At 63.7% G+C, this 25050-nt stretch carries 21 protein-coding genes; 15 read left to right on the top strand and 6 right to left on the bottom strand.

The window, feature by feature from the left end; all coding sequences use genetic code 11:
• Window positions 1-248: 248 nt before the first annotated feature.
• The 8 genes from KP003_RS13580 (at window position 249) to KP003_RS13545 (ending at window position 8865) form a co-directional block, all read left to right on the top strand.
• Entirely contained in the window at window positions 249-1970 is a 1722-nt protein-coding gene (locus tag KP003_RS13580; protein ID WP_239027533.1) for a transporter substrate-binding domain-containing protein, read from the top strand.
• Window positions 1971-2332: 362 nt separating this feature from the next.
• Window positions 2333-3757: a sigma-54-dependent transcriptional regulator gene (locus KP003_RS13575; protein ID WP_216499527.1), complete on the top strand. Its 1425-nt coding sequence runs from the start codon at window positions 2333-2335 to the stop codon at window positions 3755-3757.
• A gap of 528 nt (window positions 3758-4285) precedes the next feature.
• Window positions 4286-5020 carry an amino acid ABC transporter ATP-binding protein gene (locus tag KP003_RS13570; protein ID WP_216499526.1) on the top strand — a complete coding sequence of 245 codons (735 nt, stop codon included), beginning with the start codon at window positions 4286-4288 and terminating at the stop codon, window positions 5018-5020.
• Window positions 5021-5106: 86 nt separating this feature from the next.
• Entirely contained in the window at window positions 5107-5928 is an 822-nt protein-coding gene (locus tag KP003_RS13565) for an ABC transporter substrate-binding protein (RefSeq protein WP_216499525.1), read from the top strand.
• Between the two features lie 185 nt (window positions 5929-6113).
• Window positions 6114-6818, top strand: a complete 705-nt coding sequence (locus tag KP003_RS13560) for an amino acid ABC transporter permease (protein WP_199390840.1) — start codon at window positions 6114-6116, stop codon at window positions 6816-6818.
• A 62-nt stretch (window positions 6819-6880) separates the two neighbouring features.
• Window positions 6881-7582: an amino acid ABC transporter permease gene (locus KP003_RS13555; RefSeq protein ID WP_216499524.1), complete on the top strand. Its 702-nt coding sequence runs from the start codon at window positions 6881-6883 to the stop codon at window positions 7580-7582.
• A gap of 390 nt (window positions 7583-7972) precedes the next feature.
• Window positions 7973-8248, top strand: a complete 276-nt coding sequence (locus tag KP003_RS13550) for a hypothetical protein (protein WP_217299689.1) — start codon at window positions 7973-7975, stop codon at window positions 8246-8248.
• Entirely contained in the window at window positions 8245-8865 is a 621-nt protein-coding gene (locus tag KP003_RS13545) for a CAP domain-containing protein (RefSeq protein WP_217299688.1), read from the top strand. The genes KP003_RS13550 and KP003_RS13545 overlap by 4 nt, the downstream gene beginning before the upstream one ends.
• 9 nt (window positions 8866-8874) lie before the next feature.
• Here the strand turns inward: KP003_RS13545 and KP003_RS13540 are convergent, their stop codons facing one another.
• Genes KP003_RS13540 through KP003_RS13530 form a run of 3 tightly spaced genes read right to left on the bottom strand, consistent with a single transcriptional unit; the run spans window position 8875 to window position 13043 of the window.
• Window positions 8875-9492: a response regulator transcription factor gene (locus KP003_RS13540; protein ID WP_217299687.1), complete on the bottom strand. Its 618-nt coding sequence runs from the start codon at window positions 9490-9492 to the stop codon at window positions 8875-8877.
• 4 nt (window positions 9493-9496) lie between these two features.
• On the bottom strand, window positions 9497-10855 hold the full coding sequence (locus tag KP003_RS13535; protein ID WP_217299686.1) for an HlyD family type I secretion periplasmic adaptor subunit: 1359 nt from the start codon (window positions 10853-10855) through the stop codon (window positions 9497-9499).
• Between the two features lie 13 nt (window positions 10856-10868).
• Window positions 10869-13043 carry a type I secretion system permease/ATPase gene (locus KP003_RS13530; protein WP_217299685.1) on the bottom strand — a complete coding sequence of 725 codons (2175 nt, stop codon included), beginning with the start codon at window positions 13041-13043 and terminating at the stop codon, window positions 10869-10871.
• Window positions 13044-13211: 168 nt separating this feature from the next.
• Between KP003_RS13530 and KP003_RS13525 the strand changes: the two genes are divergently transcribed.
• A complete protein-coding gene (locus tag KP003_RS13525; protein WP_216499518.1) occupies window positions 13212-13532 on the top strand; it encodes a hypothetical protein in 321 nt (106 codons plus the stop codon).
• Here the strand turns inward: KP003_RS13525 and KP003_RS13520 are convergent.
• From KP003_RS13520 to KP003_RS13510, 3 genes are all read right to left on the bottom strand, one after another.
• Window positions 13525-15501 (bottom strand): bifunctional diguanylate cyclase/phosphodiesterase, encoded by a 1977-nt coding sequence (locus KP003_RS13520; protein ID WP_217299684.1) that lies wholly within the window; start codon window positions 15499-15501, stop codon window positions 13525-13527. The genes KP003_RS13525 and KP003_RS13520 overlap by 8 nt on opposite strands.
• A gap of 18 nt (window positions 15502-15519) precedes the next feature.
• A complete protein-coding gene (locus tag KP003_RS13515; RefSeq protein ID WP_236026952.1) occupies window positions 15520-16209 on the bottom strand; it encodes a transglutaminase-like cysteine peptidase in 690 nt (229 codons plus the stop codon).
• Window positions 16210-16297: 88 nt separating this feature from the next.
• Window positions 16298-17599, bottom strand: coding sequence for a TolC family outer membrane protein (locus KP003_RS13510; RefSeq protein ID WP_216499516.1), 1302 nt, complete (start codon window positions 17597-17599; stop codon window positions 16298-16300).
• 324 nt (window positions 17600-17923) lie between these two features.
• Here KP003_RS13510 and KP003_RS21490 point away from each other — a divergent pair, with 324 nt between their 5' ends.
• The 6 genes from KP003_RS21490 (at window position 17924) to KP003_RS13480 (ending at window position 25022) form a co-directional block, all read left to right on the top strand.
• Entirely contained in the window at window positions 17924-20275 is a 2352-nt protein-coding gene (locus KP003_RS21490; protein WP_217299683.1) for an OmpA family protein, read from the top strand.
• A 77-nt stretch (window positions 20276-20352) separates the two neighbouring features.
• Window positions 20353-20895 carry a hypothetical protein gene (locus KP003_RS13500; RefSeq protein WP_216499513.1) on the top strand — a complete coding sequence of 181 codons (543 nt, stop codon included), beginning with the start codon at window positions 20353-20355 and terminating at the stop codon, window positions 20893-20895.
• A gap of 19 nt (window positions 20896-20914) precedes the next feature.
• On the top strand, window positions 20915-21490 hold the full coding sequence (locus KP003_RS13495; RefSeq protein ID WP_217299682.1) for a hypothetical protein: 576 nt from the start codon (window positions 20915-20917) through the stop codon (window positions 21488-21490).
• Window positions 21491-21500: 10 nt separating this feature from the next.
• Window positions 21501-21974 carry a hypothetical protein gene (locus KP003_RS13490; protein ID WP_216499511.1) on the top strand — a complete coding sequence of 158 codons (474 nt, stop codon included), beginning with the start codon at window positions 21501-21503 and terminating at the stop codon, window positions 21972-21974.
• A complete protein-coding gene (locus tag KP003_RS13485; RefSeq protein ID WP_216499510.1) occupies window positions 21971-23077 on the top strand; it encodes a hypothetical protein in 1107 nt (368 codons plus the stop codon). Before KP003_RS13490 ends, KP003_RS13485 begins: the two co-directional genes overlap by 4 nt.
• Window positions 23049-25022 (top strand): hypothetical protein, encoded by a 1974-nt coding sequence (locus KP003_RS13480; protein WP_217299681.1) that lies wholly within the window; start codon window positions 23049-23051, stop codon window positions 25020-25022. The genes KP003_RS13485 and KP003_RS13480 overlap by 29 nt, the downstream gene beginning before the upstream one ends.
• Window positions 25023-25050: the final 28 nt, after the last annotated feature.

The raw sequence follows: 25050 nt of genomic DNA, 5'->3' as shown, positions 1-25050 counted from the left end.
CAGCCAAAAAGCAAATGGGGGGACGCAATAATCTTTGCGGCGTACCCAGGTTCCGGTCGCCCCGTCCTGGCGGGTGATCGCGGTTGACATAACCCTCCGGTCTATGCCATTAATTTCCCATCGCCATCTATCCCGCTAGTCCCTGCTAAGGTGTCTTGCCCTTGCACGTTTTCCGCTCAGTACAACAGATCCAGAGATCCCGCGCCGCCGGTGCCGGCCGCAAGCGCCTGTGCCTGACCCGAGTCACCATGCTCCTGTTCCTTTTCCTGGTGCTGCTGGCCTCGGCGGCGGGAGCCGACACCCTGGGGCGCGGCGGAGCCGGCAAAGGGGTGGTCGTGGTGGGGGGGGACTTCAACTATCCCCCCTACGAGTTCGTCGACAACGACGGCAAACCCACCGGTTTCAACGTGGAGCTGACCCGCGCCATAGCCGAGGTGATGGGCTTCAAGGTGGAGATCTCCCTGGGGCCCTGGGACGGCATGCGCCGGGCGCTGGAGCAGGGGGACGTGGACATCCTGCAGGGGATGGCCTTCTCCCAGGAGCGCACCAGCGAGGTCGATTTCTCAACGCCGCACGCCCTGTTGTTCCAGTCCATCTGGATCCGCCGCGACGACCGGCGCATCCGTTCCATAGACGACGTGCGCGGCAAGGAAGTCATCGTGATGAAGAACAGCATCATGCATGACTTCATGAAGGGGTTCGACCCGAAGGCGAGGCTCATCCTCACCGATACGCTGGCCGAGGCGTTGAGACTTTTGAACCAGGGGAGGGGGGACTGCGCCCTGGTCTCGAGGCTGACCGGGATGTACCTGGAAAAGGAGATGGGGCTGAAGCGGATCGTCCCGGTGGCCGAGCCGATCATGACCCAGGCCTACGGCTACGCCGTAAAGAAGGGGAACGCCGAGGTGCTGGCGCGCTTCAACGAGGGGCTCGCCATCCTGAAGCGTTCCGGTCAGTTCCAGGAGATCCACAACAAGTGGCTCGGGGTGATGGAGTCGCAGCCGGTCTCCTGGGGGCGGGTGGTGCGCTACGTGACCCTGGTGTCCCTGCCGCTTTTGCTGATCCTCGGGGGGACCGTGGTCTGGTCCCGAACCCTGCAGAAGCGGGTGGCGCAGCGCACCGAGGAACTGGCCCGCGAGGTGGCCGAGAAGCAGGCGGCGCTTGAGAAGCTGAGGATGCACCAGGACCAGTTGGTGCAGGCCGACAAGCTCGCCTCGCTGGGGACCCTGGTGGCGGGCGTCGCACACGAGATAAACAACCCCAACGGGCTGATCCTTTTGAACCTCCCCCGCTTCGAGGAGGTCTTGCGCGGTTCCCAGCCGATCCTGGACGAGTACCGCGAACGGCACGGCGACTTCAAGCTGGGGCGGCACAGTTACGACCGCCTGCGCGAGGAGCTGCCGCACATGCTCTCCGAGACGCAGGATGCCGCCAAGAGGATCAAGCGCATCGTCGCCGAGCTGAAGGATTTCGCCCGCCGCGACAGCGCCGACCTGACCGAGCTTTTGGACCTGAACCTCTGCGCCCAGGCCGCGCTGCGCCTGGTCGAGAACACCGTGGTGAAGAATTCGCACCAGGTGGTCGCCAACTTCGCCGAGACCCTGCCACGGGTGAAGGGGAACAGCCAGCGCATCGAGCAGGTGATCGTGAACCTCCTTTTGAACGCGGCCCAGTCGCTGGAGGGGAGCGGCAAGAGCGTCCAGATCTCCACCCGGCACGACCGCTTTCGGGACCTGGTGCTCCTCACCGTGCGCGACGAGGGGAGGGGGGTGGAGCCCGAGCACCTGGCGCGGCTCACCGATCCCTTCTTCACCACCAAGCGCGAAGAGGGGGGGTGTGGCCTGGGGCTCTCCATTTCCGCGGGAATCGTGAAGCAGCACGGCGGCACCCTGAACTTCGATTCCCAGCCGGGTTTCGGCACCACGGTCACCATGGAGCTGCCGGCGCTGCGGGAAAGCGCGGGCATGTAGAGATCTTTGCAGAACGCTCGTAGGTTTTCCCCTCCCGTCAAGGGAGTGGGAGCCTGTGACCGCCCGGTGGCATGGACGCCCGGTGGCATGGACGCCTGGTGGCATGGACGCCTGGTGGCATGGACGCCTGGTGGCATGGACGCCTGGTGGCATGGACGCCTGGTGGCATGGACCGCCAGGTAGCATGGACCGCCAGGTAGCATGGACCGCCAGGTAGCATGGACCGCCAGGTAGCATGGACCGCGAGGTGGCATGGACCGCGAGGTGGCATGGACCGCGAGGTGGCATAAACCGCGAGGTTCTGTAGGGGCGAATAATCATTCGCCCTCCCCCTTGATTCAAAAGACGAAGAGGAGTTGCAGATGAGCGAAGCACTATACCCGGCATTCGGCGTGCTGCTGGTGGATGACGAGGCGCCCTGGCTGCGCAGCCTGCGCATGACGCTGGAAGGACCCGGTGCCATCAGCAACATCACCGCGCTCACCGACAGCCGCCTGGTGATGGGGGTGCTGGACAAGGGGGAGATCGGCCTGGTGCTGCTCGACCTGACCATGCCCTACCTCTCCGGCCAGGAGCTCCTGGCCCGCATCGCCGAGGAACACCCGGAGGTCACCGTGGTGGTCCTCTCCGGCCTGAACCAGATCGAGACGGCGGTCTCCTGCATGCGCCTGGGCGCCTTCGACTACCTGGTGAAGACCGACGAGGAGGACCACATCCTCGAATCGGTGCGGCGCGCCATCCGGATGCAGGAGCTGCAGCGGGAAAACAAGGAGATGCGGCGCCGTTTCCTGAACGACCGCCTGGAGTGCCCGGAGGCCTTCGCCCCCATCGTCACCAACAACAAGGCGATGCGCTCCATCTTCCAGTACATCGAGGCGGTGGCAAGGAGCACCCAGCCCATCCTGGTGACCGGGGAGAGCGGCGTCGGCAAGGAGCTGATCGCCCGGGCCATCCATACGCTGAGCCGCGGCGACGGTCCCCTGGTCCCGGTGAACGTGGCGGGGCTGGAGGACAACGTCTTCACTGATACCCTCTTCGGCCACAAGAAGGGGGCCTTCACCGGTGCCGACGAGAGCCGCAGCGGCATGGTGGAGCAGGCCGCCGAGGGGACGCTCTTTCTGGACGAGATCGGGGACCTCTCGCTCGCCTGCCAGGTGAAGCTCTTGCGGCTTCTGCAGGAGGGGGAATACTACCCGCTCGGGAGCGACCAGCCCAAGCAGCTCAGGGCGCGCATCGTGGTGGCGACCCACCACGACCTCTCCAAGAAGAAGGACGCCGGCGGGTTCAGAAAGGACCTCTACTTCCGCCTGAGGGCGCACCACGTGCACATTCCCCCCTTGCGCGAAAGAAAGGACGACATCCCGCTGCTCCTGGACCACTTCCTCAAGGAGAGCGCGGAGGTCTTCGGCAAGAAGGTGCCGAGCTACCCGAAGGAGCTCATGACGCTTCTGACCAACTACAGCTTCCCGGGGAACCTGCGCGAGCTGAGGTCGATGGTCTACGACGCCATGAGCGTGCACTCCTCGCGCATGCTCTCCATGAACAGCTTCAGGCAGGCGATGGAGGTGCAGGGCGAGGTTCCCGCGGACCAGGCCGCAACCGGCGAGCAGAACGTCTTTTGCTCCTGTGCCGAGATACCGACCTTGAGCGCGGCGGTGGAGCAGCTGGTCGCCGAGGCGATGCGACGCTCCGACAACAACCAGAGCATGGCCTCCCGCATGCTGGGGATCTCCCAGCCCGCGCTCAGCAAGAGGCTCAAGCTGCAGAGGGACGGCAAGGGGGAGTAGGTGAGGATGGACGGGCGAATGATTATTCGCCCCTACGGAGTGCGTGCCCAGTTTCGAGGCAGCGCGCTCACTCCCGGCCTCCTTCCTGCTGAACCCGATACGCTGCTTCTGCCGCTTTTTTGCACAAAACCTGCGCCTTTTCCCACCGGCTCTTTTCTTCGCGCTCCGGACCCGCCGCACGATGGGGTATAACTTTCGTTAAGCCTATAATGATTGTTATACCCGCCCTAAAATCCCCTTTCTTCGTCACTTCCTTCTTCGCCTCAAACAGCTTTCCAGTAGTGGTTATACCCCTTTGTTTCTAATGTTGGCTCCCAAAATGGCGTATTCGGATAGCAATCCGAGTTGTTAGCTGTTTACGCCTTCTTTGGCACCGGCTTTGCTGTATATAGAGCCGGATTGTACGCGTGCCAGCCTTGCCGCACCCAAAACGACGGTTGGCGGGAACGGTTGAGCGGGGAAACTGCCCATATCCTGTGCAGCAGCTTCGAGTGACTCGATTGGCAACAAATAGAAAAGGAGCAGCAGATGATCAAGTTTGAAGGGGTCCACAAGTGGTTCAAAAAGCTTCACGTGCTTAACGGGATCGATCTCCACGTCAAACAGGGGGAAGTGGTCGTCGTCTGCGGTCCCTCGGGGTCCGGCAAATCGACCCTGATCCGCACCATCAACCAGTTGGAGCCGATCGAGGAGGGGAGCCTGATCGTCGACGGCATGGACCTCAGGAGCAAGAAGACCGACATCAACAGGCTGCGTGCCGAGGTTGGCTTCGTGTTCCAGCAGTTCAACCTGTACCCGCACCTTTCGGTGATCGACAACATCACGCTGGCACCGATCAAGATCCGCAAGACATCCAAGAAGGAAGCGCAGGAGCAGGCCATGGAACTGTTGGAGCGCGTCGGCCTCGCCGTCAAGCGCGACGCCTACCCGACCCAGCTCTCCGGCGGCCAGCAGCAGCGCGTGGCCATCGCCCGTGCCCTGGCCATGAAGCCGCGCATCATGCTCTTCGACGAGCCGACCTCCGCGCTCGACCCCGAGATGATCGGCGAGGTGCTCGCGGTCATGCAGGACCTTGCCAGCACCGGCATGACCATGGTCTGCGTTACCCACGAGATGGGCTTCGCGCGCGAGGTGTCCGACCGCGTGGTGTTCATGGACCACGGCGTCATCCTCGAAGAGGCACAGCCGGAAGAATTCTTCCGCAATCCGCAGCACGACCGCGCCAAGCAGTTCCTGAAGCAGCTGCTGTCGCCGATGCACTAGAGAACTCGTTCACCCGCCGAACTCTGCCGGATTCCCAGCGGCGGGCACGGGTGTCTGTTAATAACGAACATCAAAAGGAGAGTACTGTGAAAAGATTGGCTGCTGTTGTTATGGGTTTGGCCCTGTTGGGTTCTTTCGGTAAGGCGATGGCCGCGGCTCCCGCCGACACCCTTGCCGAAGTCAAGAAGAAAGGCGTCCTGGTGGCTGGCGTGAAGGATTCCCTTCCTCCTTTTGGTTACGTGGACGAGAAGAGCCGCGAGATCGTAGGCTACGACGTCGACTTCGTGAAGGCGATCGCCAAGAAGCTGGGCGTGAAGGTCGAACTGAAGCCGGTTACCTCCGCTTCCCGCATGCCGCAGCTCACCGAGGGTAACATCGACATCATCGCCGCCACCATGACCAAGAACCCGGAGCGCGCCAAGCAGATCGGCTTCAGCCACACCTACTTCGCCACCGGTCAGAAGTTCATCACCGTTAAGGGGAAGGTTAAGAGCCTGAAGGACCTGGCCGGCAAGAAGATCGGTACCGCCAAGGGTTCCACCTCGGAGCAGAACGTGAAGGCCGCCCTGCCGACCGCCACTGTGCTTTCCTTCGACGATTACCCGCAGGCCTTCCTCGCGCTGCAGCAGGGCAAGGTGCAGGCGGTGACCACCGACGAGGCGATCCTGGCCGGCATCCTCGCCAAGGCACCCAACAAGGCGAAGTTCGAGATCCCGAACGTCCAGATCTCCAACGAGCCGTACGGCCTCGGCATGAGGAAGGACGACGCCAAGTTCATCGCCTTTGTGAACAAGACCATCCTCGACATGGAGAAGAGCGGCGAAGCCAAGAAGATCTTCGAGAAGTGGTTCGGCAAAGGCACCGACTTCCAGCTCAAGCGCACCTTCAAGATCGTAGCGGACAAGTAAAAAGACAGGTTAAGGTTGAGATTGAGGTTAAGAAAAACCTTTCTCTCAACCTTGACCTGCCGTTTAACAGTAAATCAGGTCGAAGAGTGAGGCCCGGTTGAGAAAAGACGTTTAGCTGGTAGCTTTATCTCAGTCTTAATCTTAGTCTCAGTCTCAGTCTTCAACCTGCCTCTAAGGGGTTTCACGTGCTAAAGTACACATTTGACTGGTCCATCGTCACCTCCGGCAAGTATTTCGAGTGGCTGGTATCCGGGCTCAAGGTCACCCTGGAGCTCTCCGCCGTCGGCATCGTCTGCGCCTTCATCCTGGGACTCCTGATCGCCGTCCTGAAGATGAGTCACTACCGTCCCGTGCGCTGGATCGCCACCGCCTACCTGGAGTTCTTCCGGAACACGCCGCTGCTGGTCCAGATCTTCTTCTGGTACTTCGGCTCCTACAAGGTGCTCCCGGCGGCGGTCAACGAATGGTTGAACAGCACGAACTTCGAGTTTGCCGCGGCCGCCATCGCCCTCACCATCTACACCTCGGCCTTCATCGCCGAGGATATCAGGTCGGGCATCCTCTCCATCCCGAAGGAGCAGATGGAGGCGGCCAGAAGCGCCGGCTTCTCCTATCTCCGTTCCATGCAGTACATCATCCTGCCGCAGGCGGTACGTATCACGATCCCTCCGCTGGTGAACCAGTTCCTGAACCTCGCCAAGAACTCCTCGCTCGCGATGAGCATCGGGGTCATGGAGCTCACCTACCAGGCGCGCCAGGTCGAGAGCTACACCTTCAAGGGATTCGAGGCGTTCACCGCCGCCACCGTGGTCTACCTCGGGCTGTCCGTGGTCATCACGGCGCTCATGGATCTGTACAACAAGAAGGTGCTCAACCCGCACCGCGCCTAGCGGACGGCGGACGGGTCCGGTAACGAGAACGGCAGATTTTCCTGCGGTAAACGGAGAAGATAATGGAAGAAGCACTCAACTTTCAGGTAATCATAGACAACTTCACCTACTTCATGATCGGGCGCTACCCCAACGGCCCGCTGGGCGGACTCGGGCTCACCATGTACCTCGCGGTGGTCTCCTGCGTCCTCTCCTTCTTCGGAGGACTGATCCTTGGGCTCTTGAGCCTGTCGCGCTACGCGGTGATCCGCCACCCGGTGAACCTGTTCATCAACACGGTGCGCGGCATTCCGCTTCTCATGGTGATCTTCTGGATGTACTTCCTGCTCCCGGCCCTGATGGGCAAGACGGTGCCGGAGGCGACCACGGTCATCATGGGACTCACCATATTCACCTCGGCCTACATGTCGCAGATCGTGCGCGCAGGCATCCAGGGGATTCCCAAGGGGCAGACCGAGGCGGCCATCTCGACGGGCTTGAAGCCCTGGCAGGCGATGCTCTACATCGTGCTTCCGCAGGGGCTGAGGAACATGATCCCCTCCTTCGTGAACCAGTTCGTGTCGCTCATCAAGGACACCTCGCTCGCCTTCATTGTCGGGGTTTCCGAGCTGACCCACGTCGGCACCCAGATCAACAACCGGACCATGGCCTTCCCGACCGAGATCTTCATCTTCATCGCCGCGGTCTACTTCGTGCTCTGCTTCGCCTTCACCTCCTTCTCGCGCTGGCTGGAGGGAAGGCTTGCGTGGAGAAAGTCGATCTAGGCTTTCGGGACCGGCAACAGCTTTTAAAACGCCCCCCTCGGTGCTCCGAGGGGGGCGTTTTTTTGTTCGGGGTACCCCTGGGAAAGTGGATTGAAGGCTGGAGGCTTTTTTCAATCGCCCTCTCCCCTCGGGAGAGGGCTGGGGTGAGGGCGTCGCAGTATGCTCCCCTGGTGCTTCGTGGCAGCGCCCTCACCCGGCCTCCGGCCACCCTCTCCCGGAGGGAGAGGGGATTGACGCAGGGGCAGGCTTGTCATCGGGCTTGTCATCGGGCTTGTCATCGGGCTTGTCATCGGTGCGCGGCTGGCTTATCCTTTTGGTCTTATGCACCCCCAAAAAGGGGAGAGGGCATTGTCATCGGTCGCGCAGAGGTGCATAGGGGAGGGGGGAGTCATGGAGGCTCAGGTCGTTTCGGTTCGTTATCGCATCCCGCTTACGGAGGTCCAGGCGCAGAAGCTCCGCCGCACCTGGCCCAACGGCGACCCTTTCTACCCCTACGAAAAGATGGAACGCTACCTCGAACCGCTCCTGGTCGAGGACCTCAACTGGCACCACTACTCGGGAAACTACCTCTACTTCACGGTGTACGGGGACGATATCGAGGCGACGCTTGCGGACGCTCTCAAGGTGTTCGAGGCGAGGCTGGCTCTTTTGGAGGGGAAAAAATGATCAAGAAACGGTTGGCGCTATCCTGCCTGCTGCTCCTGCTCGCCTGCGGCGCTGCCCACGCCGAGTCGGGGGACCTCGGCCAACAGGTGCTCGCCGAAACCAACGCGGCGCGCCAGAACCCGCAGCGCTACGCGGAGTACATCCGGGAGTTCAGGAAGAGCTTCATCGGCAAGGCGTACCGGCTGCCGGGGACGCTGAACATGGTGATGACGTCGGAAGGGAAGGGGGCGCTGGACGAGGCGGTGCGTTTCTTGTCGCGGCAGCGCCCGCTGCCGGCGCTTTCCTGGTCGCCGGGACTGGCGATGGCGGCGGCCGACCTGGTGCGGGAACAGGCCGCCTCGGGAGAGACGGGACACGGCGAGCGCGGCGACACGAAGAAGAGGATCGAGAAGTACGGCTCCTGGCGCTCGAGCCTCGGGGAGAACATCAGCTACGGGCCGGAAACCGCGAGGCAGGTGGTGATGGGGCTGATCATCGACGACGGGGTAGCCGACCGGGGACACAGAAAGAACATCTTCGACCGCTCCTTCACCACCGCGGGCGCCGCCTGCGGCCCGCACCCCCTCTACCGCACCATCTGCGTCACGGATTTCGCCGGAGGCTTCCAGGGGCGGTAACCGGCCGGTTCAGGCCTGGTTGACCAGGAGCGCGAGGCTGAGCCGGTTGCCGGCGGGGAGCTTGCAGTAGATGGAGGTGAGGTGGGCTTTCACGGTGCGCTCCACTATGCCCAGGTCGGCGGCGATCTCCAGGTTGGTCCTCCCTGCCGCCACCAGTTCGGCCACCCTGCGCTCGGTCGGGGTAAGCGGCGCCAGGAGCCTTTCGGGGTGCTTTTCCCTTCCCGCGCTGTTCTGCGCGGCTTCCAGGATCAACTGCTGGATCACCTGCTGTCCGAGCCACACCCCGCCGCTTGCCATCACGCGCAGCGCTTCCTGGAGGTTCTCCCGGGCGATGTAGCTGTTGGCGTAGCCCACGATCCCCACCTTCAGGAAGGAGAGACCCTCCTCGGGTTCGGGGCGGTCCGAGAGGAGAAAGAGCCGGGCCGCGGGAGCCGCGGCGCGCAACTCGGCGCAGGCGGCAGCGTCCACCAGGTCGCGGTGCAGGAGCACCAGCTCGAACTGTCCGGAGGAGGCCAGCCGCTTCAATTCGCCGAGGGTGCGGCACTCCTGGACCTGGTTCCCTTCGGCCACCAGGCCCTGCCACCGGCCCAACAGGGATGCGTTTGCGCTAGCCAGCAGGATCAGCATGTAATCACCTTTCGCGCAACGCCGAGTACTTGGCCTTGAGAATCGGTTTCAAGAGATAGGAGAGGATGGTCCGTTTGGCGGCCACGATGTCCACGGTGGCCACCATGCCCGGGATGATGGGGAGCGGCTTCTCCTTGGTCCCCAGGTAGTTGCGGTCGGTCCTCAGCGTGACGAGGTAGTAGCTTTCCTTGGTTTTTTCGTCGGTGATGCTGTCGGCACCGATCTGCTCCAGCCGTGCCTCCAGCCCGCCGTAGATGGTGTAGTCGTAGGCGGAGAACTTCACCGTGGCCTTCTGGTTCGGCTTCAGGAAGGCGATGTCAGCCGGCTTGATCTTGGTCTCGATGAGGAGGGTCCCCTCGGTGGGGACGATCTCCACGATGTTCATCCCCGGCTGGATGACGCCGCCGATGGTGTTGACCAGGATCCGGTTCACGGTGCCGTTCACCGGGGAGCGGACCAGGGTGCGGTCCAGACGGTCCTTGAGCGCGAGCGAGGACGCCGTTTCCTCGCCGACCTTCGCCGCGACGTCGTTGTACTCGGCCTTGGCCTTGTTGGAGAAGCTGAGCCTCAGCTCCTTCATGGCGGCGTAGCTCTCGTCGATCTTGGACTGAATGCGCGGGATCGACTGCTTGATGGTCTCGATCTCCCCCTTCATCTCGCTCGCCTTGCGCTCGAGCTGCAACAGCTCCATGTCGGAGACCGCTCCCTTGGCGACCAGGGGCCTCGTGATGTTGATCTCCTTCTGGTACAGGGTGTAGGTCTGGTTCAGCTCGCGCAGGCGGGTGCTCAGTTCCCTCAGTTCCCCCTGGCGCTGGTCGACCTGGGACTGCTTCACCTCGATGGAGTGCTTCAGCTCGGCGCGGCGCGACTCGAAGAGGGCCCGCTCGCTGGCCGCGATGCTGGCCGGAACGTCGCTCGGAATGGAGAAGCTGGTGCTGCCGGCCGCCTCGGCGCGCAGGCGGGCCGCCTTGGCCTTGTCGGCGCCGGACTTCGCCTGGCTCTGCTCCAGCGAGGAGACGAAGCGGGTCTCGTCGATCTTCAACAGGAGCTGCCCCTTCTTGACCGTGTCCCCCACCTTTACGTGCAGTTCGGAGAGGATCCCCCCCTCGAGGTTCTGGATCACCTGGACCTGGCTGGCCGGGATCACCTTCCCCTCGCCCCTGGTCGTCTGCTCCACCTCGGATACCGACGCCCAGCCGATGAAGATGACGAAGAGCGCAAACGTGGCCCAGAGGATGGCCCGCCCGCCGCGCGGGGACTGCACGAGGATCGAGGTCCTGATGTCGGTGACGTAGTCGACGTCGTCTTCGGGCATCCTGCGGAACACCCCGTTTCCCTTGTTCTTGGCTGCTTTTATCTCCACGTCGTATTCTCCGCTAGATGTTCAGGTGCCCGCGCTGCAGCGCTTCGAGGACCGTCGCCTTGGGTCCGTCGGCGATCACGGCGCCGTTGTCGATCACGATGATGCGGTCCACGAGTTCCAGGAGCGAGGCGCGGTGCGTGATCAGGACCATGGTCTTTTCCTGGGCGCCGGCCGCCAGGTTGTTCTTGAGCTTCAACTCGGCCCGGCTGTCCATGTTGCTGGTCGGTTCGTCGAAGACCAGCACCGGCGGGTCGAGCAGAAGCGCCCGTGCGATGGCCACGCACTGGCGCTGTCCGCCGGAGAGCCCGCGGCCGAACTCGCCGACTTCCATGTCGAACCCCATGGGGTGCTTCTTGACGAACTCCCCGACGCCGGCAAGCTCCGCCGCGCGCATGATGGCGTGGTCGTCGATGTCGGCAGCCCCCAGGGTCAGGTTCTCGCGCACCGTCCCCTTGAACAGCGAGATGTCCTGCGGGACGTACCCCACGTAGTGCCGCAGCTCTGCCGGGTCGATCTGCCGGAGATCCGTGTCGTCCATGGTGACCATGCCGCTGGCCGGCTCGAAGAGGCCCAAAAGGAGCTTCCCGAGCGTGGTCTTGCCGGAGCCGATGGGGCCGATGACGCCGACCTTTTCGCCCGGGGCGATCTGCAGGGAGATGTTGTTCAGCGCGTTGACCGTCTGTCCGGGATAGGCGAAGAAGAGCGCCTTCACCCCGATTCCCCCCTTGAAGCGGGGGCGGTGCAGGAAGGTCTTGCCGGCGGGGCGCTCCACCGGGAGCTTCATGATGTCGTCCAGGGCCCGGTAGGCCTCCTTGGCCCGGTGGTAGCGGGTGGCGAGGTTGGCCACCTGGGCCACCGGCGCCACCACCTGCCGGGACAGGATCACCAGCGCCACCAACCCCCCCTGGGTCAGTTCGCGCAGGGCGATGGCGTAGACCCCGGCGATGACCAGGGCGACCACGGCGAGGTTCTGTACCAGGTAGGAGACGTTGCTCACCGAGGAGGAGAGGAAGCGGGAGCGCGCGCTCCAGGTGGAGATGTAGCTGACGGCGTCCTCCCAGCTCCGCTGCACGTGGCTCTCCGCACCGAGCATCTTCACCGTCTCCAGCCCGGCGAGCCCCTCGACCAGGATGGCGTTCTTCTGGCTCGATGCGGCGAACGTGTTCTCCACGGCCCGGCGCAGCGGCGCCTGGATGCAGGCGGAGTAGATCAGCATGAGAGCGATGCTCACCAGGAAGATGGTCAGGATGGCGCCACCGCCGATGTACCAGATCACCACCAGACCCAGGATGACGAACGGGAGGTCGATGACGGCGGTGATGGAGAAGGAGGTGATGAAGTCGAGGATGGTCTCGAATTCCCTCAGGTTGTTGGAGAAGGAGCCGATCGACTGCGGGCGCGCCTCCAGGCGGAGGTTCAGCACCCGCTGCAACAGCAGCGAGGAGATCTTCAGGTTGGCTTTCTTGCCCGCCTCGTCGACGAAGTAGCCGCGCAGCCCCTGCATCAGCACGCTGAACAGGTACACCACGGTGACGCCGATGGAGAGGACCCAGAGGGTCTCGTAGGCGCTGTTCGGAATGACCCGGTCGTAGACGTTCAGGATGTAGAAGGTGCTGACCAGGGCGAAGACGTTGATCAGGAAGGAGGCGATCAGGACGTCGCGGTAGATGCGCCAGGATGAGGTGATCGCCCCCCAGAACCAGTTCCCTTTCCCGTCCTCGCGGGTCACGCTGGTCGACTTGCCGATGCGGTACCTGGGGCGGACGAAGACGGCGAAGCCTGTGTAGAGCTTCTCCAGTTCGGCGCGGGTCAACGTCTTCTCGCCGGTCCCCGCCTCCGGGAGCAGGATCTTGAAGCTGTCCGACTCCGGGAGCCGCTCGACCACCGCGCACGCCTGCCGGTTGTGCAAAAGCAGGATGGCGGGGAGCTGCAGCTGGGAGATCCGCTCAAGGGGACGCTTCACCAGGCGGGAGGAGAGCCCGGCGCGCTCGGCGCAGCGGGGGAACAGCTCGACCGTCACGCGGTTTTGCACCAGGGGGAGCCCGGCGGTCAGCCCCGTCCGCGATGCCGGCAGCCCGTGCAGCTTGGCTACCAAAAGGAGCGAGTCGAGAAGGGGGTCGTCGTGGCGATCGCTGTCCTCGCCGACATTCCACTCTGTTTCTTGGGTAAGGTTTTCAGTCTCTGGCACGTCCGATCCTCTTTAGCTGTAAAAGGGGCCGCTCAAATGAACGGGAAACATCCTAGCATAATACCTTTCACATTGGTAAACGTTTTGCGTTATACTTGCGGCTGTCTTCCCGTGTCAGTACCTCTTTTAGAAACACCGTCAGCCACCCGTTCAAAGAAAGGATACTCCATGTTTTATGTAGAAAGAGACGGCGAGGGCAAGATCGTCGCCCTGCACAAAAGTCCCGCCGCATCGGCCACCGAACAGAAATCCCCGATGGACGAGGAGGTGATCGCCTTCCTTAACGAAGCCGGGGCCTGGGGGGAGGCGCTGGCCTTCTCCGACGCGGCCACCGTGCGCGTCATCGAGGACCTGGTCGACCTCCTGGTCAGAAAGAACGTGATCAACTTCACCGAACTCCCCGAACAGGCGCAGCAGAGGATCAAGGCACGCCAGAGCCTGCGCGAGAAGATCTCCTCCACCGACCTCTTGGTGCACGACATCATCTGACGGCGGGGTAGGAGGCCAAAGGCGTCGGCCTGCCGAAGAAGTACCCCTGCATGGCGTCAAGGTTCAGCTCCTTGAGGATGGCCGCCTGCTCTTCGCTTTCCACCCCTTCCGCCACCACCTTGATGTCGATGCTGTGCGCCACGCTGCAGAGCGAGGCGACGTAGAACCTGCTGTCGGTCTCCCCGCCGGAAAGCTCGCCGGTGTAGGCCCGGTCGATCTTCACGTATTCCGGGTGCAGTGACTGCAGGTAGCCAAGCTTCGAGAAGCTGCGGCCGTAATGGTCGAGACCGATGCCGTGGCCGCAGGCCCGTACGGCGGCGCCGAACTCCCTGATGTTCTGCAGGTGCTGCACCGCGGCGAACTCGGAGAACTCGAAGCTCACGTGGGGTGCGGAGGGGGGGAGGGCCTTTAAGAAGGCGTAGAGCCAGTTCCGGAACGCATCGTCCTCCAGGGAGGTAGGGGACAGGTTGATGGCGATCCGGTCCACCCCGAGGCGGCGGTAGTCGGCCTTCAAGGCCTCCTCGATCACCATGCGGTCGATGGCGGACACGAGCTTCAGCCGCTCCGCGACCGGCATGAACAGGGCGGCGTCCAGCGGCTTGCCGTCCTCCTGCATGATGCGCGCGAAGAGCTCCAGCTGGAGCAGTTTGCGACCCGGCCCGTTCTCGATCACCCCCTGCGCGTCGAGCCTTATGCGCCTCTCCTCGAGCGCCCGCACCAGGGCGTCCTTCCAGTGCTGCTGCCCCTGCGGCAGCGCGTCCGAATCCCCGGTCACCGCACGCAGTTCCCAGCTGTTGGCCCCCTTTTGCAGCGCCGCGGAGAGCGCCAGGTCCGCCTCGGCCAGAAGCCTCGTGAGCGTGGTGCTTCCCTGGTAGGTGGCGATGCCGAGGTGGCCTATGTTGTCGGAAAGGGTGATCTTCTCCATGGCGATCCGGCCGAGCTGCGCCGCGATCTCGGTGGCGATGATCCCCCCCTCGGAAGGGGAGGCGTCGGGGAGGAAGATGCCGAAGTCGCCGCCGGTGAGGCGGGAAAGCGCGGTGTCGGCGTAGGCCTTCACCGAATTCTTCAGGAGCGCGGCCACCCGCTTCAGCAGGTCGTCGCCCGCCTGCAGCCCCCTTTTCTGGTTCAGCGCCTCCAGTCCGTGGATCCTCAACAAGAGGAGCAGCCCGCAGCCGTTTTGGTCCTGACTACCGAGGTCGGCGTTCACCTGGCTCTCGAACAGGCGCCGGTTCCCCAAGAGGGTGACCGGGTCCTGGTAGGCCCTTTCCTGGAGCCCCTCGGCCCGCGCCGCCTGCTCCTCGAACATCTCCTTCACCTTCACCGTCATCCGGTTCATCGCCTCCACCACGCTCTTGAATTCGCGGGTGCGCGGCAGCGACTCCTGCAGCTGGTACTCCTTGCGGCACAGGGCGTCCGCCTGGCGCTCGACGGCGGCCAGGGGCTTCAACAGGATCCTGAGCCCGATCCCCGCCGCCAGGAGCAGGAAGGCCGCGCAGGCGGCGAACCAGATGGTCATGCTGATCACCTCGCTCCAGAGCGTTGCGTAGGCGTAGCCGGGGTGGCTCTTGACCAGGATGGTCCCACCCTGGTTCCACCCCGCCATCACGTCCGAGGTCGCCTCCGGGGTCTTCAGAGGGACCAGCGCCACGAACCACTGCGGCACGTCCTCGACCCGGACCGGGAGCGTCCGCTCGATGAGCACCTTGCCGCGCGGGTCGGCGTAGGTGATCTTCTGGTAGTAGCCCCGGTCGAACAGTGCGCTGATCATCCCCTCCACCAGGGTAAGGTCCTTCTGGGCCACGTGGGGTGAGATGGAGAGGGCCAGCGATGTGGCGGTGTCCTGCACGTGGGACTCCAGCTGGTTGGTGAGGAAGGTCCGCGTGTTGGCGAGCTTCGCGTACCAGGTGCCGGTGAACAGCAGCAGGAAGAGCACGACGGTGAAAATGATGAGCTGTCGATACAGTGTCATAGGGTTACCCTTTGTCCGTTACAGTCTGTTCTCGGACATCTTTTGAAGAAGGTCCTGCCAAAGCCTCAGCCGGCTCGACTTGCCGGCGGGCTTGCCCATCCCCCTTTGCTTGGCGAGCCACAGCCCGGAGCCGTTGAAGCTCAAGATCGGCATCAGGTCGTTGCGCTTGGAGGCGTGGTCTATGGAATCGACCAGGTTGTCGAGCACGAGCGGCTCGGCCTCGGGCGTGCTGTAGTAGGTGAGCACCATGTGGTGGATGTTGTAGCGCAGCGCCTTGACGTAGGTGATGCGGAGCTTTTCGTCTTCCACACCCATCGCCTTTAGGGTGAAGTACTTGGCGATGGCGAAGTCCTCGCAGTCCCCGGCCCCCTTGGCCAGGAATTCGATCGGGGTCGCCCAGTAGTCCTCTACCCCCCAGACGTCCCAGTCGCTGGCGAAACGGATCCTCTCGTTGAAGAAGCGGTTCACCTTGTCGAGCTTGTCCCGGTCGGACCGGCTCCTGTCCCGCGCGATCAGCTCCTCCCAGGCGGTCAGGCGGCGCAGGGCCTGCCCGCCGTACTTCTTCTCGGCCTGTTGCAGGATGGAGCGGTCGACGCTGAAGTTGCCGGCGGGGAGGACGGTGCCGGCAAGCAAAAGCGCCGCCATGAGGGCGGTCAAGGACAGCGATGTCAGTCGTTTCAGGTAGATGCCCACGGTTATCCCGGCCAAGGTGCTCTTTCTCTAAAAAAAAGCCCGGACCGTCCTTAAAGGTAGCGGCGATCCGGGGCTCTATAATACAGTGCTCTCTCGGGATAGTCTACGGCGTTCCTGCCGCCGTGGTGACCCTGCCGGTCTGGTCGGGAGCCTGCAGGCCGAGGGTCGGCAACAGGCGCGACATGCCGTTTAGGAGCCGGTACTCGGCGTAGCGCTGGTCGTACTGCGCGTTCACCAGGCTCGCCTTGGCGTTGATCAGCTCGGCCTGGGTGTCCAGCAGGTCGAACATGGTCCTCCTGCCGATGGACCACTGAGCGGCGAAGGCGTCGGCGGTCTGGGCGGCGGCCTTGACGTAGTCGTCGAGGTACTTGATCCGCTCCTGGGCGGAACGGTTGGCTTCCCAGGAGAGCCGGATCGACTGCACCGTCTGGCGCTTGGTGTTCTCGAGGATTTCCTCAGCCTCGTACACCTCGCTCTGGGTCTGACCCAGGCGCGCCTTGTTCCAGCCGCCGTTCAGGATGTTGAAGGTGAGGGTGGCGGTCCCCAGGAACTCCTCGCGGTTCCCCGGGAAGTCGTTGTAGTCCTTGAGCCATCGGTAGTCGAGTGCCACGTCGAGGCTCGGGTAGAGCAGGCTCTTCGCGGCCTCGTGCTGCGCCGTTCTCTCCTGAACCCCTTCCCGGGCTGACTTGAGCGCCTGGTTCCCGCCAACCGCCAGTTCCTCCGCCTCTTCCTTGCTCCTGGGGAGACGCGGCCCAACTGACTGGGGCTCGGTGAGTTCGCCGGGAAGGTAGCCGATCACCGCCTGGTAGTCGGCGAGGCTGTCGGAGAGGTTGGCCTGGGCGGCGGCGAGGTTGCTCTCCGCCAGCGCCACGCGCCCCTTGACCTGCTCGAAGTCGGCCCGGCGGTCGACCCCGGACTCGCTTCTCAACTTCACCTGGTCGTGGATGCGCAGGTGGTTGGTCAGGTTCTCCTGGGCCAGGGCCAGGAGCTTTTCACTCTTCAAGACGTTGAGGTAGACCTTGGAGGCCAAAAGGGCGTTGTTCTCAGCGGAGTTCCCCAACTGGTACTGCTGGGCCCGGGCTCGGGCCTCCTGGCGCTCGACCTCGCTTTGGGTCCCGAAGAAGCGGAACACGTTCTGGCGCACGCTGATGGTCGCGGCGTTTGGGTAGACGGTGCCGAAGGTCGGCTCGTGCTGGCGGGTCACCCCGGCTGCCAGCGAGAGGTCCATGGTGGGGAGGTAGCCGGCCTTGGCCTGGCGCACTTCCTTCTCGCGTGCCACCTTGTTGTAGTAGTTCGCCCGCACCTCGGGGTTGGAGCGAAGCATGTACTGCACAGCGTCCTGGAGCGTCTCCGCCTGGGCGGCGCCCGCTGCCGACGCGAACATCCCCAATGCCAATACTGTCACTAATTTCCTGGTTCGTGGCATAGCATACCTTCCTGTGATGTCATATGGGTATTTGCAAATTAAATTTTACTAATATTTGCACTCTTGACTCATTATATACCGAGTAGTTGCTAATGTCGACACACATATTATGTGCTCATAATAAATTTGCAAATATTATTTTTTGTGTTTAATATATGGCGGGCCGTGAGTCAAGCATAAAGAATCATATGCCATTTGACACGGCGGGTTTTAATAGTAGCTTAGTAGTACCGTTTGGCAAGCCTGTGAGATTAAAGTGCAACTTTAATGCAATCTAATACAACTGAAACGGAGAAGATTGATTTGAAACGACATGCATTGATGATGATGGCAATGGCGTTGCTCCTCGCCTCCCGTCCCGGTCCGTCGGCAGCAGCCGACGCGCCGCAGGGGGGGAGCCCGGCGAGCAACAGGGTGGGGACCTTCTCGATCTCCCCGGTGGTCGGCGGAGTCTCCTTTGACGGGGAGCAGCACCTGGAAACCGCGCCGGTGTTCGGCCTGCGCGCGGGCTACAACTTCACCCGCAACCTCGAGGCGGAGGCGCTCTTCGACTACTCGAAGACCCGCTCGACGCTGACCGACAACAACACCGACTTCCTGCGCTACGGGGCCGACCTGCTGTGGAACTTCCGCCCCGACGAGAAGTTCGTCCCCAACGTGGCCGCGGGCTACGCCGGGACGCAGCTTAAGTCGCAGACCAAGGGGGCCTTCGACCTCGGTGCCGGCTTCAAGTACTTCGTCACCGAGGACATGGCCTGGCGCGGCGACGTGCGGGGGATCTTCCTCGACAACAAGATCGACAGGTACGCCATCGAGTACACCACCGGGATCTACATCCCCTTCGGCGTGACCCCGCCGGTCGCGAAGCTCCCGGCCCCGCCGCCTCCGCCCGAGCCGGTGGCGCGGCCGCTCCCCGCGGCGCAGCCGACCTTGAACCTGACCGTACCGCCTCCTGTGGTGCCGGTACCGGTGGCCGCTCCCGAGGTCTCCCTGGCCGCCGCTCCCGCCTCCATCAAGAAGGGGGAGAAGTCGGTGCTGACCTGGCAGAGCAAGCGGGCCGACAACTGCGAGATGCGTCCCGACGTCGGCGACGTAGCCGCCAACGGTTCCACCATCGTGACCCCCGCGGCCGACACCATCTACACCGTGACCTGCAAGGGCAAAGGGGGCACCGCCTCCGCCAACGCGGCAGTCATGGTGGTCCAGCCGACCCAGGCGGAGAAACGCTTCTGCAACCAGCCTGCGGTGCTGATGATCAACTTCGACACCGACAAGTGGAACGTGAAGCCGCAGTACCACGCCGAGTTGAAGACGGTGGGCGACTTCCTGAACGAGTTCCCCGAGGCCCACGGCGAGATCTCCGGTCACACCGACGGCACCGCCAGCGTCCCTTACAACCAGAGGCTCTCCGAACGGCGCGCCCAGTCGGTGCGCGACTACATCGTCAAGAACTTCAACATCGATCCCAAGCGGCTGACCGCGAAGGGGTACGGCAAGTCCCGCCCGGTGGCGACCAACAAGACCGCCGTGGGGCGCGCGAAGAACAGGCGCATCGAGGCGAACCTCGTATGCGAGAAGAACGGTGTGCAACAGGCGCCGGCAGCCCAGTCGGGCCCGACCCCAAAGGCCGCGGGCAAAGCAGCCGCGGTAAAGAAAGGGAGCGCCCTTGGAAAAAAGCCGGTAGCCCTGGTGCCAGCGCAAGGTAACGTCGCCAACGGTGACGTTCCTCCTGCGCAACGCCAGGGCGAACCCGAAGCACGCTTTTTCCCGCAGGCCGCTGATCCGGGTGTGACCGCATCCGGATCGGCCCTCCTCCCCGCAGCACAAAGAAAGGGGGAAGAGACCGCAAGGTACTTCCCCAACGCGGCAGCACCCGAACTGAAGGAGGGGGCCGTGCCCCCTCCGCTTCCCGCGGCCAAACGCATCCAAGAGCCCCCTGCGGCCTACCCGGACCAGCCTCCTGAACCCGGGCAGGTGACGGCGAGGGTCGCTCCAGCGCTCCCCGCGGCGCAGCTCCCCCCGCAGGCGGTTCCGCTTGTCGAGGGAGCGCAGCCGGCCCCGGAACTCAAGGCGGCGAAAGAGCCGCCCGAGCTTCCCCCCGCACAACTAAGCAAACAGGCAGCCCTGCCTACTCCCGATACCCCCGCCACTTCAGCGCCGACCGCGCTTCCCTCCATCGCCGCCGCGCCGGCCGCACTCCCCCTGGCTGCCGTTTCCGAAGCAGCATCCGTCGCCTCCGCGCTCAGAAAGCAGGAGCCCGAACCCGTCGCTCCCGATGAAGCGCCCTTCGAGCTCAAGGCGACCACGCCCACCCCCGTGCCCGATGGCAGGATCGCCCTGACCGGCATCACCATCGACAAGGACGGCCTCAGTCTGTACACGAGCGGCAAGGTGAACGAATTCAACCTGATCACCATGGTGGAGCCCTTCAGCCTGGTCATCGACCTCTACGGTGCGGTGAACGGCATAGGCCTCCCCAAGGCGCCGGTGGAAAAATTCGACCTCACCAACGTTCGTTTCAGAGAGTTCCCCGACCATCTCCAGATCACCCTCGACGCCGGCCGGGAGGAAATCATCCCCTACCGCAGCTTCAAGACCGACACCGGGTTGAGGATCAATATCAAACCGAGAAGCAGTCACCACATAGGCCCCTGACCGGCAGCGCAGGCGCTGCCTCCCGGAGGCCCACGATACGATGCTCTGAGTAGCTCATCCGTAAGGAGGAGTCTGACATGGACCACGGTATTGCATTGCGATGGAAACTGGCTGTCGTAGTGACGGGATTGGTGTCTCTACTTGCCGCGCCGGTGCTTGGCGCCGATGCGCAGCCCCCCGCCGCTGCGCCGCAGGACGCGCCCACCGAGCAGGCGAACGACCTCGGGCTTGAGCTGAGGCTGCAGACGGTGAAGAAGGACCTCCTGGTCATGCTCAACTTCGCCGAGCACTTCATCGCCAGCGGCGAGACCAAGACGGCGGCCCAGCTCCAGGCACCCCTCGACGACTACCTGAGGAGGCACGCCGACTACCTGGTGACCCAGGCGGTGGACGGCTCCAACAACGAGATGACCCAGCTCTCGGCGGAGATCGCGCTGGTGAAGACGCGGCTTCTGATCGTGCTCAACTACCGTGATGATGCCGGCAGCGTCCTCGCCGAGATGAAGAGGCTCTACGCTCCCTACCAGAAGATGTCGGTGCAGATCCAGGGGAAGACCACCACGCTGGACGAGGCCATCCGCCAGCTGGACAGCGACCTGGCGCGCATCGCCAAGAAATAACCGCTAAGGAGCCGCCGTCATGGACATTCTGGGCCTGATCACCATCAACCCCAACAGTTTCAACATCTGGTCGCTGAGAATCTCGCTCACCCTGACCTCCAGCATATTCATCATCGCGATGGTGCTGGCGGCGCGTGCCTTTTTGCACGCGAAGGCGCTGGACCAAAAGCACCTGGACAGCATCAAGGACCAGCACGCCTCGCCTACGGACACCCTCGCCGAAAGCGTGGCGAAGATGCTCTGGGCCACCAGCCAAAGCGACAACACGACTGGAGCTGCGGCACCCAAGGAGTTTCTGTACGACGCCACCCGCGAAGTGGCGCAGAACAACTTCAACGGCACCTTCGTGAACCGCATCTACATGTGCGCGAACCTGCTCCCACCCATCGGCCTGTGGGGGACCGTGGCCGGGATGATCGTGATCTTTCTCTACACCGGGGACCCGGGGAGCGCCATCAACAACGGCGCCATCGGGGCGAAGCTCTGGTCGACCTACTTCGCCCTCATGTACTACGTGCTGCTGCAGGCGATCTGCGTCTGCCTGGACGTGATGGCCAAGCGTTCCATCAACCGCGGCCTGCAGGTGAAGATCTAGGAGGTGGACCATGCGCACGGTGGGAACATCCCGGAACCAGTGGCTCATCTCGTTTACCGACGTCGCCTTTTTGCTCCTCCTGGTCTTCACCCAGATGTCCCGGATGGACACCTCGAGCAGCCAGGTGGCTGAGATGCAGCTCCCGGCGCCGGTGGTGGCGAAGAGCCCCGAGTTGGTGGCGATGCAGTCCAACCCCGACTACCACCAGCTCCTGGTGGAGAAGCACAGCGCGAAACCGTACCGGCTGGCGCACATCCTGCGCGGCAAGGAGGCGGCGCGCACCGACCCCCTCTCCTACGACGAGCTCTGCTCGGCGCTGAAGCACCTGCAGGGGAACCGGGAGCAGCCGCGCCCGGTCGTGGTGCCGCTTCCCGAATCCTACAGCAGCGACCTTCTCTCCGCGGCGGCGGTGGTGAGCAGGTACTGGAGCTCCAACGGACTGGCGGTCGTGCGCACCTCGCGCACCGGAGGGGACAAGCCATGACCCTGCGCGTCCAGAACGCCTGCGGCCACGGGGGCACGCGCCTTAGGCACATCCTGGTCTGCGCCGAGCACGAGATGCGCCCCCCGGTCCCCCTGTGGCTGAGAGGGTCGGTGGTGGCGGCCCTGGTCCTTGTGGCGCTTTGCGTGAGCCGCTTCCAGATGCCCGGGGCTCCGGTCTCCAAACGCACCATCATGGACGTGAGCCGGCTGGATTTGAAGGCCCCCCCGGCGCACCCAAGGACGCTGCCTCCCGTCGAGAAGCCGGTGCCGGCACGGCAAAACCCGCGCACCATGTACGCCCTGGACCTGAAGCCGCCGCAGTACCGCCCTCCCGAGCCGGGGGGGCGTGAGCATGCCGGACAGCCCAGGAACGCGCCGCTCAGGCACGAGGTGGATTACCCCGCGGAGCTGCAGCGCCCGGCAATCGCCCGCGCTTCAGGCTACCAGAGTGGCTCCGAGGTGACCCTCTACCCGGCGGTCGCCCGGGAGCGCAAGGGGACGGAACCTTTCGACGCTCTTGGCGGCGCGCCTCCGGAGCGTCTGCCGGCCGCGAGGCTCAGGAAGGAGGCGGGGAGCGTCGAGGTGGGGGGGCGCCCCTCGCCCAAGAGCACCTACATCTACCGGGTGCGGGGCGGGCCTAACGCAGTTCCCGCGGCCGACGAACCGATTTACTTGCCGCAGCGTCCGGCCCGCGCCGTCGAGGTGGGGGGGAGCGCGCCACCCCTGCGGGTCGCGGCGGTGAGGAGCGCGCCGCAGGTGTCCATCGAGGAGCCCAAGGGAGGGCCGGTCCAGGCGGCGCGGCAGCGGAGCAAGAGCCCGGCAGGGAGCGGCGCGAACGGTTCGGAGGTCGCGCTGGCGCGCGGGGTGTCGCTGATGAGCCTCAAGATCTGCGACAGCGCCCTGCAGCAGGAGGAATCGATCAAGGCGGTATTGAGCGTGGTGGGGTCGCGCTCGAGCTGCAGCAGTGACAAAGGTGAGTTCCAGTTCAAGGGGACCAAACGCGTATCGTCCTTCAACCTCATCATCTTCCCTTCCAGGGGACGAGAGCCATCCCAGCGATGCGAGGAGTTGGAATATGCTTACGACTGCCTTAAAAAGAACTGACGTCAAACGGATCCTCTGTTTCATCTTCTTATGCGCCCTCTGCCTCCTGATGGGGGCCGCCCCCTCCTGGGGCGCCCCCAAGAAAAAGGGGCACGCCGCACCGGCCAGGAAGGAGCACAAGACGGCTGCCGTCCCGGCCCCGGCCCTCCCCCAGATCAAGGAGTGGGGGCCCTACCTCGACGTGGCCTACGAGCTCACCTACTGGGACAAGAACGAGATCAAGGAATGGCGCGAGAAGCGCGACCAGGAGATCGGCGAGACGCTCACGTCCTACATCGCCACCTGGAACGGCAAGCTCATGTCCGGGCAGAAGGGGGAGCAGCCGCAGCTCTTTCGCGACCGCGACTATTTAAGGCTCGCCATCGCCCAGACCGTCGACTACCTGCAAAGCGACAACCAGGAGAGCCTGGCCGCCGCGGCCAAGACTATTGAGAGCCTGAAGGGGAAGGCCTCCATGCCCGAGGTCGCCTACTGGTCCGGGATGGTGAAGGCGCTGCAGGCGTTGGAGCGCGATGACGCGGACGATTTCGTCGCCCAGGTCTACGGCATCTGGAACGGGTCGATCCTGTACATCGAGAAGAACGAGATCGCCACCGGTGCGACCAGCGGCTCAGTCCCCACCAACACCCCCTTCTACTACCGTAACCTCATCAACCTAGTGGTGAACCGGGCCATCATCGCGAGGAAGCTCGACGGCCTGAATGCGCTGGGCCCCCTGTTCGTGATGATGAACGACAGGAACCTCGGGGAGAAGGACAGCGAAGGGAAGTACACGAAGACATTGGTGCAGCGCATCGTGGACGGGCTGAACGCGCCCGACTCGGACCGCTACCGGTTGAACTTCACCGTTGCGGCCATCGAGTCCAAGCGCCTGCAGCAGGTGGCGAGCGCCAAGCTCGACGCCGAGGGTATGACGGAGGCGGTGCAAAAGACCTACGAGCGGGCGCGGACCTACAACGACCTCTGCTTCAAGTGGGCAGCGGGGCCGAGGTCGAGCGGCGTGGTCACGGCGGCGGTGGACTACCTGGACATGACCAGTTTCGCCATCCCGCGCCTGGCCGACAACGAGAACTCCGCGTCCTACAAGTTCTTCGCCACATTGCCGGATCAGGAGGGGCGCACCGCGCTCCTGAAGTCGATGGCGATCTTCAACGACATCGCGCCATACTCGGCGGGGGGATGGGAGCGGGCCGGCTACCAGAGCCGCGAGCTGTACCTGAAGTCGGCGCACCGGCTCTGGCGGGCCATCATGGAGCTCGCCCTTTGGACCGGCGACTACTACCTGGTGAAGCTGAACACCACCCAGGACTCGCAGAGCATCCAAAGCTACGCCACCTCCATGCAGATGGCGCTCAACTCCTACCTGAACTTCCTGACGGCCCAGCAGGGTAGGGGGTACAACGACGTGATCCCGGACTCGGCCTACTTCGGTGCCTTCGAGGCGAGCGACAAGGTCTCCTACGCCTACCGCAAGGTGAGCGAGTTCAGTACCGACAACGGCGCCTACAACCTGTGGTTCACGCACCGGCTCCTCTCGGCCGAGCTGTTCCCGCTCTCCCTGCGCGAGGTGCGCCAGACCTCGTCGGCGCTCAAGAAGGACGGGCGCTACAACCTGTACCTCGACTACTTCCTGCCGCTGGCGAGCCGCATCAAGCAGTCTCCGGCCATCAAGAAGTGGGTGAGCGCGCAGCGTCCGGAGACGGCGACGGCGAGCCTTGCCTACATAACGGCGATCGACAAGCTCTTTGCCGGCACGGCGACTGCCGATGCGCCATCCGACACCCAACTGGTCGCCTCGTTCCAGAGCATGCGTGAAGAGATGCAGAGGAACCCGGACCATCCGACGCACAACCTTTTGAAGCTCTTCTATCTCGAGGAGATCCAGAAGAACTCCAACTTCACCAAGCTGGTCAAGGAACCAAACCGTCTGGACCGGCCGTTCTGATTTGGCGGCTGCCGAAGTGCAGCACGTG

Source organism: Geomonas diazotrophica (assembly GCF_019063885.1).
GTDB classification, from domain to species: domain Bacteria; phylum Desulfobacterota; class Desulfuromonadia; order Geobacterales; family Geobacteraceae; genus Geomonas; species Geomonas diazotrophica.
The sequence above is the reverse complement of the archived record's forward strand: the minus strand, read 5'-3'. Positions and strand labels throughout refer to the sequence as shown.

Coding starts and splice junctions, on each gene's coding strand:
- KP003_RS13495 (WP_217299682.1), top strand. CDS start 20,915: ATGGACATTCTGGGCCTGATCACCATCAACCCCAACAGTTTCAACATC.
- KP003_RS13550 (WP_217299689.1), top strand. CDS start 7,973: ATGGAGGCTCAGGTCGTTTCGGTTCGTTATCGCATCCCGCTTACGGAG.
- KP003_RS13525 (WP_216499518.1), top strand. CDS start 13,212: ATGTTTTATGTAGAAAGAGACGGCGAGGGCAAGATCGTCGCCCTGCAC.
- KP003_RS13485 (WP_216499510.1), top strand. CDS start 21,971: ATGACCCTGCGCGTCCAGAACGCCTGCGGCCACGGGGGCACGCGCCTT.
- KP003_RS13545 (WP_217299688.1), top strand. CDS start 8,245: ATGATCAAGAAACGGTTGGCGCTATCCTGCCTGCTGCTCCTGCTCGCC.
- KP003_RS13500 (WP_216499513.1), top strand. CDS start 20,353: ATGGACCACGGTATTGCATTGCGATGGAAACTGGCTGTCGTAGTGACG.
- KP003_RS13570 (WP_216499526.1), top strand. CDS start 4,286: ATGATCAAGTTTGAAGGGGTCCACAAGTGGTTCAAAAAGCTTCACGTG.
- KP003_RS13540 (WP_217299687.1), bottom strand. CDS start 9,492: ATGCTGATCCTGCTGGCTAGCGCAAACGCATCCCTGTTGGGCCGGTGG.
- KP003_RS13520 (WP_217299684.1), bottom strand. CDS start 15,501: ATGACACTGTATCGACAGCTCATCATTTTCACCGTCGTGCTCTTCCTG.
- KP003_RS13480 (WP_217299681.1), top strand. CDS start 23,049: ATGCTTACGACTGCCTTAAAAAGAACTGACGTCAAACGGATCCTCTGT.
- KP003_RS13575 (WP_216499527.1), top strand. CDS start 2,333: ATGAGCGAAGCACTATACCCGGCATTCGGCGTGCTGCTGGTGGATGAC.
- KP003_RS13555 (WP_216499524.1), top strand. CDS start 6,881: ATGGAAGAAGCACTCAACTTTCAGGTAATCATAGACAACTTCACCTAC.
- KP003_RS13580 (WP_239027533.1), top strand. CDS start 249: ATGCTCCTGTTCCTTTTCCTGGTGCTGCTGGCCTCGGCGGCGGGAGCC.
- KP003_RS13490 (WP_216499511.1), top strand. CDS start 21,501: ATGCGCACGGTGGGAACATCCCGGAACCAGTGGCTCATCTCGTTTACC.